Genomic DNA, 18092 nt, shown 5'->3' on the forward strand with positions numbered 1-18092 from the left:
TGAGTAGTTTTACAGGCAAAGCCGAAACGGATGATAACCACCTACTGAAGTAGGTGGTTTAGGGCTGAAAATAAAAAAGACGCCGAAGCGTCTTTCCAAACCAGTTTAAAAGCAATATTCCGTAAAGTTTAAACAGAGAGGTTAAACGGGATGCTTAAAACACTCATTTAATGTCATTCCTATGGCACGCAGCACGTCTCTTCTTGTGATAACACCAACCAACTTACCTTTGCCATCCACCACTGGATACATTTTCGGCTTTCCAACTTTCATCATGTCAGCCAGTTCAATTACTGACATTTCTGGAGAAACAGATAAGACATCATCATGCATACACTCTTGTACCGTATGTGTATCTTGGCAGTGATAACTTGCTTTCACCAACTTATCTAATAAGTCTTGCTCCGATAAAAACCCAACCACTTTTTCATTTTCATCAATGACAGGGCCACCTAGTGTGACACTTTGCATTACTTTGTTTAAAGCTGCCGAAAGTGACATATCTTTCGTGAAAGTCACCGCTTGCAACGTCATGTAATCTTTTACTTTTAATGAATGCATTCTTATCTCCTTAAGGGCATTTTATTGCGGCCTTTAGATAAGTGTCGCCTAATTTCCTGATTTTACTAAATGGAAAGGAGTAATTTTATTTATAGGCACAGCCTATTGAACTAAAACAAAATTAACTCACCGAACAACATTCACTGTATTTCGTTAAACGCAAGATTCAGCCAGGCTGATTTTTCTAGGCAAAATACAACAAAGCCAGTCAATTGACTGGCTTTGTTATTATGTAATTGTTGCGTTAGCTATGTTGGCGGCGCATGTTGTCTAAAATAATGCCAGTCGCCATCGCGACATTCAGTGATTCGGCACCGCCAAACGCCGGAATCGTGATCTTATCTGTCACGAATTTTGCTGCGGCTTCACGCACACCATGAGATTCGCTGCCCATCAACAAAATACCTTCAGCAGCGAAATCCGTTTTATGAACGCTCTCTCCTTCCAAAAACGCGCCATATACTGGCAATTTGGCGTGTTCCAAGTAACTTGGCAAATCCACCAAACTCACTTGTACGCGGCCAAAGCTGCCCATGGTCGCACTGATCGTTTTAGGATTATAAGGATCAGCACAATCTGTACTCGCAATAATGTGCTTGATGCCATACCAGTCTGCAACACGAATAATCGTACCTAGATTACCAGGGTCGGATACACCATCTAGCGCAATCATCAAGCCTTTCGCTTGAGGCTCTTTTACACTCGGAATTTCAACCACAGCAATGGCCGCATTATTGCTCACAAGCGTGCTCGCTTTGGTCAATTCATCAAGCGATGCTTCAACACAATCAAAACGATTTAGCGTACCAGCATTTTGTTCGAGAAATGCCGCTGTTGCAAAAACCTGCTTCACCTTCAATGAACTACTTGCTAGCTCTAGTACGTTCTTTTCACCCTGAACTAGGAATAAGCCATGCGCTTTACGCTGTTTCTTTTGACCTAAAGCACGAAGCAGTTTTAATTGGTTTTTTGAAATCATTAAAGTATCCCAGGTGAAAATGGTTATTCGGCGAGCGTACCCTAAACAATCTTCACGACAGTTCGGTATCAAGCGGATGAGATTATAAATTATACCTAAATAACCTCAAGAAGCTTGATCATCAGAAGACGTTGAACACCAAGCGTAGCCAAAATAAAAGAAGGCTCAAAAACGAAAAAAGCCCTGCGATAACGCAGGGCTTTCAAAGGGTGGGACCCCAGCCACATCCCGGCACACAAGTCACACGCTGCGGCTGCTTCCTTCCGGACCTGACCGAGTTCACGAGCTATTGTTGCGAGAGGACCAGAGCCCCATAATTCTTTTCGAGAGGTCTTGCCTCAATCGATGGGGCGATTATTCAGTATCAGCTCTCATAATGCAAGAGCAAAAACCTTGAATTTCATCATTTCATTACCGTTTGGACAAAACTCGATCAATTCATTCCTTTATGATGAAACCGTACAGTCACGATAAGAGGAGTCGTGCCGTGAGGACTGCTTACTCATGTACATGTCTTCATCAGCCAAATGCATCGCTTGCTCTAAGCTCATGTGCCGTTCCCTTTTTGCAGAGAAACCAATAGAGATACTTATAGACTCCAAATCACTACATAATTTGCCTTTCACATCGATTCTACTGAGCTCTCTCATTGCTCTAGTTAACTCAGCTTGCGTAGGATAACCCAGTAATATGAACTCATCCCCTCCAATTCGATAACATCTTCCCGACCAGACATAATGAATTTTTAGTGCCAGTAGTTGTAAAACTTCGTCCCCAGCGCGATGCCCATAAGTGTCATTGATTCGTTTGAAATGATTAATGTCTAAGTAAAGTATGGATAGATCTTTGTTTACTCCTTTTCGATACTTTACTTGCAACGCACGACGATTCCTTAACCCTGTTAAGTTGTCAGTGTTAGATTGACGGTAAAGATAAAGCGAAACACAAATAGCAAACAATAACACAAAGATAAACACAGCTTGTGTTTGCGTCGCTAATCGAATCTCATATTCAAGTGCGGTACGCCAATCTGGGCGTACATCGTGCTGAGCAATGATCTTATCAACTTCTAACATCGCTATCGCTCGACTGAAGAAAGGCGCAAGCATGGCTCCTTTTTCATTCGCGACCAATCCAACAGAGAGTTGTGACTCATAAAACTCACCAATAGCGGTATCCTGCTCTATCGGAACCAATTCACTGAGACGTAAAAAATGATTGAGCATCGCCGTATCCATCGGAATGTAATCGACTTCTTCATTTAATAGCCCCTGAATGAGCTCTTGTTGAGTACGATAACGTTTGAGTTCTTTTAGCGGTAACAGTTGCGTCATCATTTGATCGAAAAAGTCATCCTTAACTACGCCAATCTGCTCAGATATCAACTGTGAAACATGAGAGTATGTGCTCGGTTTGTAACCTAAACGCTTGACCATCACCGATGCTGGCGCGTAATGGGACTTTGGAAAGTAGCTAAATGCGCGCCGCTCACGGCTGACCGTTAACGGCGCCAAAATTTCGAAATTACCTTGGATAAACTCATGGTACATAGAACCCCAGCTTTCACCAGGCTCACTAATGATCAAGCAGTTTAAAGCCAAGATCTCACAACTTCTCAGGACTACATCAGCCGTCATCCCTTCGACACTACCATCTGCGTTGTATACAACATATGGAAAGATAGATTCGAGCTTAATCCGTATTGGTTCATTAAAATCAAGGGGTAATAAACGAATAGAATCACGCAACGCTGCTCGCCTTAATTCAAATTGATACTGGGAAATTTCTTCGCGAAGCTGCTTTTGCACCGCTTCCCCGTGAATAAACGTAGCGAACGTGTCCAACTCCTCAAGATGATGATCTTTTTTACTGATGATGGATACGGGCTTTATCGAAATCTGATCATTGAGCATCTTGGCGTCAAACCCCTCCATCAGCATCGGCTTGAGCTGGTTAATGGCATCGACAACGCCGTCCACAGCACCTGAACGTAGCAGTGTTACTGCTTGTTCGTGACCTTGATAAGAGATCTGTTCTAGACCAGGGTAGTGTTGTTTAAGTAATTGGGCATAAACTGTATCTTTGGGGACGCCAACACGCGAAATATCACTCAACGTCGAATCTTTTAAGCCAAAGAGGTAGGTATATTCGATATTTGTTGGGCGGGAATAACTAAAACGTTGAGCACGTTCTTGTGTGTAAGTGATATTCGCAGCAAAGTCCGCTTCCCCATTCGCTACTGAATTTAGAATGGCATCAAAGCTGGAGTAGTTTACGTATTGAACGGTAAAGCCAAACTCCTTTGAAGCAGCATTGAAAAGAACACGAGTGACGACATCATCCGCTTCAGTCGCGACTTTATAATGAGCAATTAAAGGGGCTTCGGCTTTTACATTCAAACTCAAGAGGCAACATGCAAAAAGCAACAGTGTTCGAGCAAAAGTTGTCATGACAAACTTATCTTAAATCAACCACTTATATTGTGGTTATTATTATTGGAAGTGTAGTAAATATGAAATGAAGAACATATACTAATCTCCATTTTGTTCCACAACCAATTCGATACTCTGCCGCACATGTCACTTTTTACCTGACTAAAAATTCATAATTCAGCCTGTTCATCGCTACTACGTAAAATATAGTCAGTCATCCAAGCCGTCCCTAACAAACAGATCCAAACCACGAAAACAGGGTTTGGCACATCCGTGGTCGGGCTGACGACTAAAGCGGCAAAACCCACAGTCGGCAATGTCCAACATAATAATTTGCTCCAACGAATGGTATGTTGAAGCTTCGCAAGTGCTTCCATTGACGCTAACATTCCCGTCAAACTTAACGCCATAAGAACGGCGTACGGTAGGCCTGCAATCCACAATGGGAGCAACAAAAACAACGGCCACCAGCTGTGTTTATTGGATGGCGTCCAATGCGCAGCCGACCACCACATCGCCATAACCGCAATGGTTTGAACCACTGTAACCCAAGCAGACCCATCCAGCTTACCGCCTTGCTGTGTGACCATAAGACCAACTTGCAGTGTAAGTACAATAAGACCAGCGGTGAGCAACACGCCTAAAGAGCTTCTACGAGAAAACACCACCATTAAAAGTGGGAAAAGGATCAAAACACCAACCGACAAAGCAATTGGCTGCATTGAGAGTGTCGCACCAAAAGCCATCATCGCGCCCAGCAATACTAAGCCAGCGAACCCACCTTGTGGCAGAACCCACAGCGCGGGGATCATAAGTGCAAGAACGGGAATGTCACCCTCGCTCAAACTCATCGCCCGAACGCAGACAACAGCGAGTAAGGTCGTAACGAAAAATTGAAGTGTCGATAAAATCATAGCGCCTCCTGGCTTCCCCACCTACTTGGTAACTCAACGGCAAAAACTGGGATTGAAAGTCGTTGAGAGGGTCTAGATTCAAGCTTAGCTTGCGTTTGCTTCATGCTGTTTAAGGCTCATCAACCAACGACACTAAAGAACAGAAAATGTAATTCTTCAAAGTGAGTCGCTGACAACACAAGGGTTAAGAACCGTTAGCAATATACAAGTCCAATGGTTTACCATTCCTTAGTAATCCAAAATAGACACTTTTGAGTATGGACCAATTTTTAGCGCAAATCTTTGCTGTAATTCACCAAATTCCAAAAGGAAAAGTCTCCACCTATGGGGAAATTGCAAAAATGGCCGGTTATCCGGGCTATGCGAGACATGTTGGTAAAGCACTGGGTAACCTACCAGAAGACAGCAAACTCCCCTGGTTTAGAGTGGTAAATAGCCAAGGAAAAATATCTTTAAAAGGCAGAGACTTAGAGCGACAAAAAAAGAAATTAGAAGCAGAAGGGATTGAAGTCTCGGAAGTTGGCAAAACTTCACTTAAAAAATACAAATGGCAGCCTTAAGCTGCCATTTTTTGTTCTCAGTACGTCGTATTAACGTGTTCCAACTAGACGAATATCTAATTGGTGAGTTTGTGCTTCATCTGTAATAACACCGTTATGTGTGTCGCTGATAAAACGCAGCTTTCCATCTACCTCAATGCGAGCACGAACGCTGTAACGATGGTTTGGTTTGATTTCATTGCTGTCGTAACTCAACTCAAAAGAAAGAGGAACTTGCTTACCTTCCGTTTCGAATGTCTGTTTCGCCAACACTTTTGCTGGCGCATCCGCCAAGGACACATCTTCTAACGCAATAGTAACCACTGCGTTTGGTGGCAAGGCAATCCGCTCGCGATAAGCCACTGTACCTGTAATCGTCTTCATTGACGCCTCTGTAGATTCCATTTCTGTATTTTGAGAAGTTTGGCAACCCACTAACGCAGCCCCAAAGAGTAGAGAAGTAACAAGTAGTAGTGTTTTTTTCATATATTCCTCGAAAAGAGCATTAAACCGAGGCAATTATAGGTGTGGAATATAAAACTGTCTGCTTCCTGTCAGTTTATTTGACAATAGTTTGACTGAGTTAGAATTTATCAAACAATTGATTTTGTTTCATAATTGGAACAATACTATTTCTAAGTTACTCAATAGTTCTTAACTATGCCACTTCACAAGAGTGAGGCTGTTGAGGTAACTTGGAATGAAAGACAACGGTGAGGAGACACAATGAGTAAACCACTACGAGAATTGCTCAGCCTACTACAACTCGAAAAATTAGAAGAAGGCTTGTTTCGTGGCCAAAGTGAAAACCTAGGTTTGCCTCAAGTTTATGGCGGTCAAGTAATTGGGCAAGCGCTTTCTGCTGCGCGCTACACCGTTGAAGAAACACGCACGGTACACTCCTTCCATAGCTATTTTTTGTACCCTGGCGATCCAGAAAAACCTATTATTTATGATGTAGAAAATCTGAGAGATGGCCGTAGCTTTAGCACTAGACGCGTAAAAGCAATTCAAAATGGACGCCCTATTTTTTACCTAACCGCATCCTACCATGGCGATCAACCTGGGTTTGATCATCAAAAAGAAATGCCAGATATCCCTGGTCCAGAAAACTTTGCCTCAGAGAGTGAGCTCGCAAGCCATATTGCAGAATTTCTACCCAAACGCTTACGCAAAACATTTTGCGGGGAAAAGCCAATCGAAACTCGCCCCGTTACGGTTATCAACCCTTTGAAGCCCAAAAAAGCAGAACCCAAACAGTACCTTTGGATTCGTGCTAATGGTGAAATGCCAGAGAATCAGCTAATTCACCAGTACCTTCTGGCCTACGCATCCGATTGGGGATTCCTTGTGACAGCAATGCATCCACATGAAGTCTCATTAATGACGCCTAACTTTCAAGTGGCCACCATTGACCACTCTATCTGGTTCCATCGTCCGTTTAAGATGGATGAATGGCTTCTATATGCGATAGAGAGCCCAACGGCGAGCAATACTCGTGGGTTGGTCCGTGGCGAAATATACAACCAGCAAGGTCACTTAGTGGCGACCGCCGTGCAAGAAGGGGTGATGCGCTACACGAAATAGCTCGTGTTCGCCAGACGAAAAAAGGAGTGCTGTTCCGCACTCCTTTTTTAAGGGGTATCAAACGATGATTAATTTGGTTGATACTTCATGTTAATAACCGACCATTCGTAAAGTGATTTCGGGTAACCATATTCGCCTTTCCCGTAAATGACATTTGGGTCGGCATAGAATCCACCTTTATTCGTTGCTAAAAATTCACGAACCCCACGACGGTAAGTAATCACAGGTGCTACTAACTCATACTCTACCTTTTCCATCTTCGAGTCATCAATTATTAAGAACCGAGTCATACGAATCGTGCTGCCGTTGGTGCAGTACCCTGGGTCATCATAGTCAATTGCTTCAAAAGGCTTGAGATCATCTTCGAACAGCTCTGATGTACATCCATCAAATCGAGCTAAGTGTACCCACGCTCCTTTTATTAGAGTTTGGTCATCGTTACCCACCGGCTTGAATGCAAGTAGTGCAATCTTACCTTTGCCGTATAATTTCAATTCTTCGTCCGTTGGCTCACGCACTGAACGAACGTTCATCAAACCAAACTCACTTTCTTCTAAGTTAGAAAACTCACGTGCATTTAGCGTGCTAAACAATACTGTTTGTTCAGTTTCAAGCAATGTATATTGATCCGCAACACCTTCATCTGCAAAGCTTAGATACAGCTGGACTTTCTTACTTTCCAACGCTTTGTAATCTCGAGATTCTCCTTCCGAAACGTCGAGAGAAATCCAACGTCTTTTTACTGGTGGGAGGTCAAGTAACGTCAGCTCTTCCTTATCAACATCTAATGAAGCGACTCCTTTAATTGTTGAGCTGGATATTTGATAGCTGCGGTTTCCTATTGGTGTACCAAAGTCTAGCTTAACCTTTTTAAATGGTTCAAATTCCACCTTCATTGTAGAAGCACTTAAACCAGGGTGATTCGCTTTGTTAATAGTGCCATTTACGACGATTGTTTTAGCTTTGTAGTTGCGTCCAGTAAGAGTAACCTCTACTTGGTACTCGCCTGCGTGCAAAATCTTCAAACGCCCCGTATCAGGGGAAACTAGCTCGACCACAGGATCTTTTTGGTTAATAAGACGGTAACTTGCCTTCGCAGTCCCACCACTCATCACTGGTGAGATAACACTACCAGCGGAGAATTCTACCGTTGGGTAAGTAACCGATACAGGGTTTGTGCCTTGTTTAATCGTGACCGAGAAACTACTTTCACCCGGATCCACTTTGTCGTCCCCCGCATCCGAAACAATAATTTTTGTGCTACCCGCGTTAAGAATTTGCATGGCACCCGTTTGGCTGTTTAAGGAAACTACATCTGTTGCTGCGTTGTCTGCAAATCGGTACGTAACTTCCCCAACCGTACCAGAGATTTTCGGCGCAACAAATGTTTGGCCAACCTTCCAAATCTCTTCCACATCGGATTGAACTTCAATTCGGCTCGGCGCACTCAAAATTGTCACGTAGACTTTTTGATCAGGACCAACAGTATAATTCGCGCTCTCTTTTCTGCGCACAGTTAGCGTCGCTTTACCCGCTTTATACACATGGAGACGTCCTTCACTAAAACCACCGACAACATCTGGTGCGGTGTTATCTACAATCTCAATTTGCTCGTCAGCACTCAAACCAAAATCACGATGAAGATCAAAACTGTATTTGTTGCTGTATACAACGTCATAATCGTGCGTTGCCATGGGTTGGCCTTCAGCCTTTGCAACTTTAATGACGACATTAAATTGAATAGGTTGGTAGAACTCCCCACCATCGTCTTCAAACTTAAGGTCGTACTCACCCGCAGTCACTACCTCCAACTTGCCGTCAGTCATTCGTAAGCCATTAGGTAAGCTGCTAACTAGATTTACGTTACCTTTTTGCCCTTTAAACGCCAGAGGGATTGAAAGATTTGGTTGATAGGTAAGCGGCATTTCAATGTCTTTTATAACGGGATGAGGCGCGCGATTAACTTCAAGATCAAAGCGAGTTTTGCTTGCAGGATAATTACGCATGTCATGCTCGTAAATTTCCACTTCAGCAGCACCAACACCTTTGATCAGTAATGCTTCACCATTTTCAGTTTTAGCGACAACGTCTTCACCACGAATGATTCTCAGCTCATAGTCACCGTAGGCGTTCGTCACCTTAGGGAAAATTCGTCCACCTTCCTCATAAGTTGTGACGATATCCGCTGCCCTGATTTCTTGACGCTTGCCTTGTTTTACATCCACAAAAAATTGCGCTGTTTGCTGTTTATCCAGAAACGCGTCGCTGTAAGTTGCAGTCGCTTCAACCGTTAATCGACCAACATTATGAACAAGAAGTAAACCCGTTTCAGGGTCTAGCAACTCGGCCACCTTGCTGTCTGGTACGCTATTTATAATTTTGTAAGAAATACGTTGCGTTTGAGCTTTATCTAGACGCACTGGTTCTAACGTCAACCCTTCTCGATACTCGTCTTCAAGCAAAGCGAACTGTAATTGCCCCGGAGCTACTGCATGCAGCTTAACCGTAGCGCGAACTTGTTTCGGCAAGTAAAAGTCGTTACCTGAATCAGTAATCAGCACCGATGCCTGACCAACTGAACCTAATGAATATACCGAACCGTTCTCATCAACACGAATCAAGTTATGACCACTTTCTACCTCATAACTCAGTTCGCCTTTTTGGCCACGGACGATCAACGCTTTTCCTTCTGACTCAATCGCATTGAAATTCAGATCACTCACTGAAAGTTCAGTATTGATGCCTCGCTCTACAGTGACAGAAAATCTTGCTTCAGAAGATTCATAAGCAGAGCTACTATCTGTAGCAAGAATAGTCGCCGTTCCTGGGCGCAGAATTTGTAGTATTCCTGAGTCATTAATTTTCACGACATTTGGCGGATTAGAATCAATGACTTGGTAAGATACCGACCCATGTACATTGCTCAGTTTTGCTTCAGTAACCGTTCCCACTCCTTCAAACTTCAACACCGTGTCTTCCACTTTTAATTGCGGACGGTTCTGCTTTGTTATCGTAGTTGGTGTCTTCGTATTGTTCGGCTTAGAGTCTCCCCCACCGCCACAGCCAGCGAGTAAAGCTGCGAGAAAAAGCAAATAGTAATTTCTGTTCATTTTTAGTAATACTTTGTTACATACAAGATGGGGCGATAATAATACGATGTTTTATTAATCACTATCCCCATTTTTGAGTACTTTATTACTTAAGTAATTGCTACTGTATTAATCCTAAAAACAAATAATCAAAAATAGCGACCAAATTACATGAAAACACAAAAAGCAAACGTTTAAATCAAACTCTTCCATTAATTTAGTAAAAATTAATATTCAATAAAATAAAACATGAAAAAGAAAGAGAAAAAATTGCGTTATTTTTTCTTTCGTTATGATGTATAGGATTAATGGACTGCAAAAACAAATGGTTAATGAAAAATAGAAGAGAGAATAAATATCGTTTATATTTATAAAAATCTGGTAGGAAATAGTTTTAAAAGCATAATCAAACTACCTTTTAACATTTAAAATACTAAAAGGTAGAATTAACATTAGATAGAATTCTTATAGGGCGAGTTATTTTAGGATTGGTAACTCTGTTGTGTATTTAATGGACTCCATAGCAAATGTTGAAGTCACATTAGATAGCCCTTTTACGCTATTAACTAACCGCTTATAGAATTCGTCAAAACACTTCATATCTTTGACTAGTACTTTCATCATGTAGTCATACTCGCCAGCCATACGATAAAACTCCATTACCTCAGGAAAGTCACTCACAGTTGTAACAAAATGGTGATACCAACCTTCGGAATGATCAATCGTTTTTAACTGAACAAATGCAATGAAAGATAGCTCGAGCTTTTCTGTACTTAACAACGCCACGCGTTTTTCGATGTAGCCCTCTTCTTCCAACCTTTTCAAACGCTTCCAACATGGCGTCGTTGTCAGATTTACCTGCTCTGCTAACTCATTTAATGACAAGGTGCTGTCGGTTTGTAACAACGCAAGCAGCTGTTTATCGACCCGATCCAAACTCATCCTATAAAACCCACGAAGTGTAGAAAACTTTTCTATCAAAATAGTCATTACCGGCAACTATAGCAAAGTTTTTCTCTCGTATTATAGGTAAATTATTCCCATCTAATGCTTATCTATCGATTTCCAAGGAGAGACGCCATGTGTACTGACCACAACTGGATCAACAATGCAGTGCGTAAAATTGAAGCAGACTTTCAACGTTCTGCTGATACTCATTTATTTAAACTTGAACTGCCTTCTCTTGATGGTATCGATATCTACCTAAAAGATGAGAGCACGCATCCAACAGGCTCTCTTAAGCATCGATTGGCGCGCTCATTGTTTCTTTATGCTATTTGTAATGGATGGATTGGTCCTGAAACCACTGTAATCGAGGCGTCCTCAGGCAGCACTGCCGTTTCGGAAGCGTATTTTGCGCGTTTACTTGGCTTACCGTTCATTGCCGTCATGCCGAAAACCACTGCACGTAAAAAGATCGAACAAATTGAATTTTACGGTGGTAAAGCGCACCTTGTTGAACGATCAGATCAGATTTATGACGAGTCTCGACGCTTGGCTCAAGAACTAAATGGTCACTACATGGACCAGTTTACTTATGCTGAACGCGCTACTGACTGGCGCGGTAACAACAACATCGCGAACTCTATCTTTAGCCAAATGGAGTTAGAAGATCACCCGATTCCTAGCTGGGTAGTGATGAGTCCTGGAACAGGCGGCACATCAGCAACCATTGGCCGTTTTATTCGTTACCAAAAATACGACACTAAGCTTTGCGTGGTAGACCCTGAAAACTCAGTGTTTTACGATGCTTTCCAGTCAGGAAATCACTCATTGAAAGGCGATACTGGCAGCAAAATTGAAGGTATCGGGCGACCACGTGTCGAACCAAGTTTTATTGCTGGTGTCATTGATGAAATGCGCAAAATTCCAGACGCAGCCAGTGTGGCAACCGCCCATTGGGTATCTCAGCTGATTGGGCGTAAAGTCGGCGCATCAACAGGCACCAATCTTTACGGTGTGCTGCAATTGGCTTGTGAGATGAAACAACGCGGTGAGAAGGGTTCTATCGTGACGCTTCTATGTGATTCTGGAGAGCGTTACCTAGATACGTATTATGACTTAACATGGGTAAAAGAGAACATCGGCGATATTCAACCTTACTTAGCTCAACTCGAAGTCATTCAAGCAAAAGGTTGCGTTGAGCCAGCTTGTTGCGGCTCAACTAACGCTTAACGTGCAAACTGGACTTTAAAAAACAGCCCAACTTCATGTGGGCTGTTTTTATCGCTGGGTTTTACTTTTTCTGGCGCGCTTCAAACGCAGCCAATTGTTCTGGCGTTGCCGCTGGTTGATGATTTTGTTTCCATTCATCGTAAGTCATGCCGTAAACACGTTCGCGAGCGTCATCAATATCTAAATCCAAACCGAGATTTTCAGCCTCAGATTTATACCATTTGCTAAAGCAGTTGCGACAGAAGCCCGCAAGGATCATCAGGTCGATGTTTTGTACGTCTTTGTTAGCATCTAAATGCGCCAATAAACGGCGAAATGTCGCCGCGTCTAACTTATCTTGTTCTTCTTGAGTCAAGTTTTTGTATTTGAATTCAGCCACTTTCCTTTCCTTCTCTCTTATTTAGCTAGCTTTCGTCACCATATCTAGTTAGTCGGTAGTCATGAGTAAGAAGTATGCTTTAGCGCAACAATTCCCATTCTAAAATCACTACCTTTGATAAAAGCTGATATGATAATTACCATCCATCCTATTGATTAAATTAACATTTAAACAAATCATTACAACGGTCTTTTACCAAGGTTATCGTCTAGTTATGAAAAACGCCATTCTATTATTGTCTGCCTTGACCATTAGCGTGCCAACTTTAGCTGCTCAAGAACAAGCTCATCAATCTTATTTTTATCTGGGTACTGGTAACGTTGGTTTTGATACACCGTATTTCGGCTCGGATAGAGACAATGAGTGGTCAACACCACATATCACAGTTGGCTGGGGTTACCATATAAACCAATACCTCGCGTTTGAAGGGGTTCTGCGCTATTCACAAAATGAACTTAAGAACGATGCTCTAAAAACTGACTTAGATCTTCACTATTACCAAGCAGGTATGTCTGCTGTTGTAACAAGTGATAACTTAGGCGATACGCCGCTGTCACTGTTTGGTCGCGTAACTGCGCTTGGCACTCAAGCTGAAATGTATGTTCCAAACGAACAAAAAGTCACAGATGATTCAGGCGCGCTATTCAACATCGGTGCTGGTGTCCATTGGGATATGAGCAAAGATATCTGGTTACGCGCAGAGTACATTTATAATGTCGCGGATATGGGTTTTGAAGATTTTTACGACAGCTACGAAGGTGTACAAATCAGCCTAGGGAAACGCTTCTAATCGAACGCTTCCGAGCTAACTTTAAACCGATAAAGAGAAGCCGAGGTTATTACCTCGGCTTTTATGTTTTAACGTTTGATTTAAGGGTGCGCTATACGGCCCTTCGTATCATGGCTAATTGCTTTGTTTAACTCTGCTTCTACATGACCTGGTGCTTGTGTTTTCGCCGAAATCAATCGGTACATTGCCGGGATAACAAACAAGGTCACCAATGTCGCAAACCCCATCCCGAAAAAGATTACCGTACCCACGGCAATACGGCTCTCATAACCCGCCCCTGTCGATACGATCAACGGAATTGCGCCAGCAAGTGTGGTAAACGCAGTCATCAAGATTGGACGTAGACGTCGCGCAGCTGCATCAATGATCGCTTTTTCAAACCCAACGCCACGATCACGTAGCTGATTGGCAAATTCTACGATCAAAATACCGTTTTTCGTCACCATACCAATCAACATGATCATGCCGATCTGGCTATAAATGTTCATACCTTGGCCCATAATAACTAAACCAAGGAAGCCACCAAATACACCCATCGGCACCGTAAACATGACCACTAACGGGTTTACGAAGCTTTCAAACTGAGCCGCCAACACGAGATACGCCACTAGCAGTGCCAATGCAAACACAACAGCAACACTCGCTTGGTTCTCTTTAAAGTCTTTCGACTCCCCCGAATAACTCACCGAAATGTCACCCGGTAAGTTGTCGATGGCTTCCTGGTCTAGGTAATCCAGCGCATCTCCTAATGTATAACCTTCCGACAGGTTGGCAGTAATAGTGATGGACTTCTGTTTGTTGTAGTGAGAAAGACGAATAGAGGCCGCCACTTCTTCAATTTTTGTGACCGCATCTAACGTCACTAGCTGACCGCTATTCGTGCGCAGATAAATCTGACTTAAATCTGCAGCATTATTAAAGCTATTTTCATCACCGCGAAGATACACATCGTACTCTTCGCCACGCTCAACATAAGTCGTTTCGCTTTTACCACCGAGCATGATTTCTAGGGTGTCAGAAATGTCTTGAACACTGACTCCTAGCTCTGCGGCACGCTGTCGGTCAACTGTAACCAATAACTCAGGCGTTTTTTCCGAGTAATCTATCTCTGCTCCTTCCATCATTGGTGATTCTTCTGCTTTGTTCTTTAGCATTTCAGCCCAAACAACGAGCTCATCGTAATCAGAGCCGCCTAATACGAACTGAACTGGCTCACTCGAACCACCTTGGAAACCTGGCATAAATGGGAACACTCGAACATCTGGGATACCTGCCAATTCTTTCCGTACTTTGTTAAGGGCTTGCTGAGCCGTGATATCACGTTCGTTCCAATCTTCTAGAATCATGATCACAAAGCCTGTCTGGTCTCCTGCCTGGCCACCAAACGCTGGCGTTTGGATACTGAATGACTTCAGATAACCTTGCCCTAGTAATGGCATCAATCGGTCTTCGACAATATCCATATTGGCTGACATACGATTGTATGACGTAGCATCTGCACCGCGCACAAACGCGAATATAACACCGCGATCTTCTTGTGGGGTCAGCTGGGCCGGTACCTGATTCATCAAGAAATAGCTACCGCCCAAACAAGCTAGAATCACCAGCGGAGCAGCCCAACGTACTTTCAATGCGCCTTTCAATAATGCGCGATAACCACTCTCAAGCTTGCTAAACAAGCGATCAACCGCTTCATTGAATCGATTTGGTTTTACATTCGCTTTCAAAATCTGACTACCTAATACAGGAGTCAGCGTCAGGGCAATCAAAGAGGAGAATATGACCGACATAGCCAGCAATACAGAAAACTCTGTAAATAGTAGACCTACCATGCCATCCATAAAGGAGATCGGTAAGAACACCATCACCAGCACTAATGTTGTTGCTATAACAGCAAAACCAACCTCTCTTGTGCCTTTATATGCGGCGAGTAATGGCGATTCACCGCGTTCAATATGGTGGAAGATATTCTCTACAACCACAATTGCGTCATCCACCACCAAACCAATCGATAATATCAACGCCATCAAGGTGATCAAGTTGATAGAAAACCCAAAGTAGTACGCGGCAATGAACGAAGAAATCAGAGAAACAGGAACCGTAACCGCAGGAATTAAGGTTGCACGAGCTTGGCCGATGAAAATGTACAACACCAAAATCACCAAGCCGCCCGTGATAAATAGCGTGCTGTACACCTCTTCGATTGAACGCTCGATAAATACTGTCGCGTCGTAATCTATCGCAAGGCGTGTACCTTCTGGTAAGAACTTCTGGATGTTATCGACTTCAGAACGAACCAGCTTAGCAACCTCTAACGGGTTTGCGTCTGACTGCGATACCACACCAAGACTGATGTTTACTACACCATCACTTTTGAAGGTTGAATTTTCGTTTTCTGCACCAATGAAGACATCTGCTACATCTTTTAAATAGATAGGTGTATTGTCGCTTGCGCGTTTAATGACAAGATATTGAAAATCTTCAGGCGTGTTATAAGTACGAGCCGTACGCACGGACATTACTGTTGAGTCGTTGCGAACTTCACCACCTGGGCTTTCTAGGTTCTCACTTCGTAAAGCTGATGTAATGTCCGAAGCTGTAACTGAACGTCCAGCCATTAGTTCTGGCTTAAGCTTCACGTACATGACCTTGTACAAACCACCGGAGAGATCAATGGAGCTAACCCCAGAGATCAGGCTAAAGCGGTCCATCAATACACGTTCGGCATAATCCGTTAATTGAGTACGGTCCATCTCTGCAGAACTGAGATTGATGTAGAGCGACGCCTCTCCCGAGCCATTGTTCTTATAAACAATAGGGTCATCCGCTTCATCAGGTAGCGAGCGCTGAGCACGAGCTACGGCATCACGCACGTCGCTCACACCTGTGTTGAGATCGTAACCTAACTCAAACGTGATCGTGATACGCGACATGCTGTTACGAGTAGTGGAGCTAATTTCATCAACCCCACTGATCCCAGAAAGCTGGTCTTCCAAAACGGAGGTAATTTGACTTTCAATAATAGTCGCAGATGCACCCTCATAACGCGTACTGATAGAAACGACTGGGCTTTCTATATCAGGCATTTCACGAACGGCTAATTTGGTGAATGACACAAAGCCAAACACACACAACAGCATGCTCAGAACCAACGCCGCGACAGGGCGTTTAACTGAAACGTCGGACAGTAACATTAGTTTTCTTCCTCATCCGATTCACTGTCATTGCGTGTCACATCCGTGGTGTTCGCTTTTAGTGGCGCGACAATTTCTTTCACTTCGACACCATCACGCATGTTAACAATGCCTTGAACCACAATCTTGTCACCAATCTCAACACCAGATTCGATCACCACCTCGTTACCAACACGAGCACCTAGCGACACTTCTTGACGAGTAGCTTTGTTATTTTCATCAATTACATATACAAAACGTTTAGTTCCGGAGTATTCAAGTGCTTGAACAGGAATGATTGGCGCCTTAATAGCAGGAAATGCTAGTGAAGCGTTCATCAACATGCCCGGCTTCAATTGATTTTCTGGGTTATCAAACTCAATACGCACGCGAAGATTCAGTGTTTCGGCGCTGATCCGCGTATCAATACCTGTGACTTGACCAGTAAAGGTCTGGCTACCCCATGCACTGGTTTTAGCGATGACTTCCATACCAATAGAAAGCATCGATAAATAGCGCTCCGGTACTTGTAAATCCAGTTCCATGACGGAAAGATCATCCAACGTCAAAAGTTCAGTACCCGCACTGACCATTTTGCCGCGGCTAAAATCGATAAAACCAACAGTGCCAGAAAATGGGGCAGTAATATGGAGGTCAGCTAAATTGGCTTGAGCAGCATCAAGCCTCGCTTGTGCTATTTCAACACTGGCTTTTTGTGCATCGATTTCAGTTTGAGTAATCGCATTCCGCTTAACCAAACGTTGGAACTCTTTTAACTTACGCTGTTCATCTTTTAGATACGCCTTTGCCTCAATCAAAGCGGCTTGAGCCTTATCGTCATCTAACTTAATTAATAGCTGGTCTTGCTGGACATTTTGATTCGCTTTAACAGCGATTTGATTCACTTTGCCGGCGACTTCCGATGCGACAACCACAGACTCCGCTGCCTTTAATTTGCCGATAAGAGTTAAGGATTGATTGATCTCGTGCGTTTCTACTTGTTCAGTCACAACGGTAACCGCTGAGCCTCCTCGCATCGCAGCGCAAACCGATGGAGAACTCAGTAATATAGAAAGCGTTAAAACAGATAACGATAACGTGGCTTTCATGCTCATGATATTGACTTCTAAACGAATAAACTTATGTCATTAAACTGCTTACAGTTTATCAGTAGATACGGTGTTTAACGTCAAGTAGTGTAAATTCAAGTAAAAAGCGCGCTTCTCTTCTGTTCAAAGGACAAACAAAACGCTGACTTTCTACCATCTTTGCCCAAAAAGACAGCATTCAACGTAAAAACGTAAGAAAAACGCTTTACAGCCTGAGCGAGTTTGCTATGATTCGCTCCGCACTTGGGAGATGAGTTGGGAAAACATCTTACTAAGTATAAAAATCCTCTGGAGGGGTTCCCGAGTGGCCAAAGGGAGCAGACTGTAAATCTGCCGGCACTGCCTTCGATGGTTCGAATCCGTCC

At 43.2% G+C, this 18092-nt stretch carries 14 protein-coding genes, 1 tRNA gene and 1 other RNA gene; 5 read left to right on the plus strand and 11 right to left on the minus strand.

The window, feature by feature from the left end:
• Positions 1-141: 141 nt before the first annotated feature.
• The 5 genes from R7F67_RS23345 to R7F67_RS23365 form a co-directional block, all read right to left on the minus strand.
• A complete protein-coding gene (locus tag R7F67_RS23345; RefSeq protein ID WP_005378483.1) occupies positions 142-561 on the minus strand; it encodes a CBS domain-containing protein in 420 nt (139 codons plus the stop codon).
• 244 nt (positions 562-805) lie between these two features.
• Positions 806-1540, minus strand: a complete 735-nt coding sequence (locus tag R7F67_RS23350; RefSeq protein ID WP_005378485.1) for an RNA methyltransferase — start codon at positions 1538-1540, stop codon at positions 806-808.
• Positions 1541-1752: 212 nt separating this feature from the next.
• Positions 1753-1849, minus strand: an RNA gene (gene ffs, locus R7F67_RS23355) — signal recognition particle sRNA small type.
• Between the two features lie 137 nt (positions 1850-1986).
• Positions 1987-3990 (minus strand): GGDEF domain-containing protein, encoded by a 2004-nt coding sequence (locus R7F67_RS23360; protein WP_318057399.1) that lies wholly within the window; start codon positions 3988-3990, stop codon positions 1987-1989.
• Between the two features lie 152 nt (positions 3991-4142).
• Positions 4143-4886: a hypothetical protein gene (locus R7F67_RS23365; protein WP_005389942.1), complete on the minus strand. Its 744-nt coding sequence runs from the start codon at positions 4884-4886 to the stop codon at positions 4143-4145.
• A 257-nt stretch (positions 4887-5143) separates the two neighbouring features.
• Here R7F67_RS23365 and R7F67_RS23370 point away from each other — a divergent pair, with 257 nt between their 5' ends.
• Positions 5144-5446, plus strand: a complete 303-nt coding sequence (locus tag R7F67_RS23370) for a DNA base-flipping protein (RefSeq protein WP_033905036.1) — start codon at positions 5144-5146, stop codon at positions 5444-5446.
• A 30-nt stretch (positions 5447-5476) separates the two neighbouring features.
• Here the strand turns inward: R7F67_RS23370 and R7F67_RS23375 are convergent, their stop codons facing one another.
• On the minus strand, positions 5477-5911 hold the full coding sequence (locus tag R7F67_RS23375) for a YbaY family lipoprotein (RefSeq protein ID WP_005378572.1): 435 nt from the start codon (positions 5909-5911) through the stop codon (positions 5477-5479).
• 240 nt (positions 5912-6151) lie between these two features.
• On the opposite strand from R7F67_RS23375, the gene tesB reads away from it, so the two are divergent.
• Positions 6152-7012, plus strand: a complete 861-nt coding sequence (gene tesB / locus R7F67_RS23380) for an acyl-CoA thioesterase II (protein WP_005378575.1) — start codon at positions 6152-6154, stop codon at positions 7010-7012.
• A 68-nt stretch (positions 7013-7080) separates the two neighbouring features.
• Here the strand turns inward: tesB and R7F67_RS23385 are convergent, their stop codons facing one another.
• The gene (locus R7F67_RS23385) at positions 7081-10122 is read right to left on the minus strand and encodes a cadherin repeat domain-containing protein (RefSeq protein WP_318057400.1); all 3042 of its coding nucleotides are present in this window, start codon (positions 10120-10122) and stop codon (positions 7081-7083) included.
• Between the two features lie 456 nt (positions 10123-10578).
• On the minus strand, positions 10579-11043 hold the full coding sequence (locus R7F67_RS23390) for an Lrp/AsnC family transcriptional regulator (protein ID WP_017820003.1): 465 nt from the start codon (positions 11041-11043) through the stop codon (positions 10579-10581).
• Between the two features lie 138 nt (positions 11044-11181).
• On the opposite strand from R7F67_RS23390, the gene R7F67_RS23395 reads away from it, so the two are divergent.
• Entirely contained in the window at positions 11182-12276 is a 1095-nt protein-coding gene (locus R7F67_RS23395; protein WP_005389952.1) for a PLP-dependent cysteine synthase family protein, read from the plus strand.
• 61 nt (positions 12277-12337) lie between these two features.
• Here the strand turns inward: R7F67_RS23395 and R7F67_RS23400 are convergent, their stop codons facing one another.
• The gene (locus R7F67_RS23400; RefSeq protein WP_005378586.1) at positions 12338-12655 is read right to left on the minus strand and encodes a DUF1244 domain-containing protein; all 318 of its coding nucleotides are present in this window, start codon (positions 12653-12655) and stop codon (positions 12338-12340) included.
• A 214-nt stretch (positions 12656-12869) separates the two neighbouring features.
• Here R7F67_RS23400 and R7F67_RS23405 point away from each other — a divergent pair, with 214 nt between their 5' ends.
• Entirely contained in the window at positions 12870-13445 is a 576-nt protein-coding gene (locus R7F67_RS23405) for a porin family protein (protein ID WP_053307492.1), read from the plus strand.
• A gap of 80 nt (positions 13446-13525) precedes the next feature.
• On the opposite strand, the gene vmeF is transcribed toward R7F67_RS23405, so the two are convergent.
• Together vmeF and R7F67_RS23415 are read right to left on the minus strand one after the other, a co-directional pair.
• Positions 13526-16639, minus strand: a complete 3114-nt coding sequence (gene vmeF / locus R7F67_RS23410; RefSeq protein WP_054576347.1) for a multidrug efflux RND transporter permease subunit VmeF — start codon at positions 16637-16639, stop codon at positions 13526-13528.
• Complete coding sequence (locus R7F67_RS23415) at positions 16639-17733, minus strand: efflux RND transporter periplasmic adaptor subunit (protein ID WP_005378593.1); 1095 nt, start codon at positions 17731-17733, stop codon at positions 16639-16641. Before R7F67_RS23415 ends, vmeF begins: the two co-directional genes overlap by 1 nt.
• A gap of 292 nt (positions 17734-18025) precedes the next feature.
• Between R7F67_RS23415 and R7F67_RS23420 the strand changes: the two genes are divergently transcribed.
• Positions 18026-18092, plus strand: a tRNA-Tyr gene (locus tag R7F67_RS23420).

It is taken from the genome of Vibrio sp. YT-17, assembly GCF_033337375.1.
GTDB classification, from domain to species: Bacteria; Pseudomonadota; Gammaproteobacteria; order Enterobacterales; family Vibrionaceae; genus Vibrio; species Vibrio alginolyticus.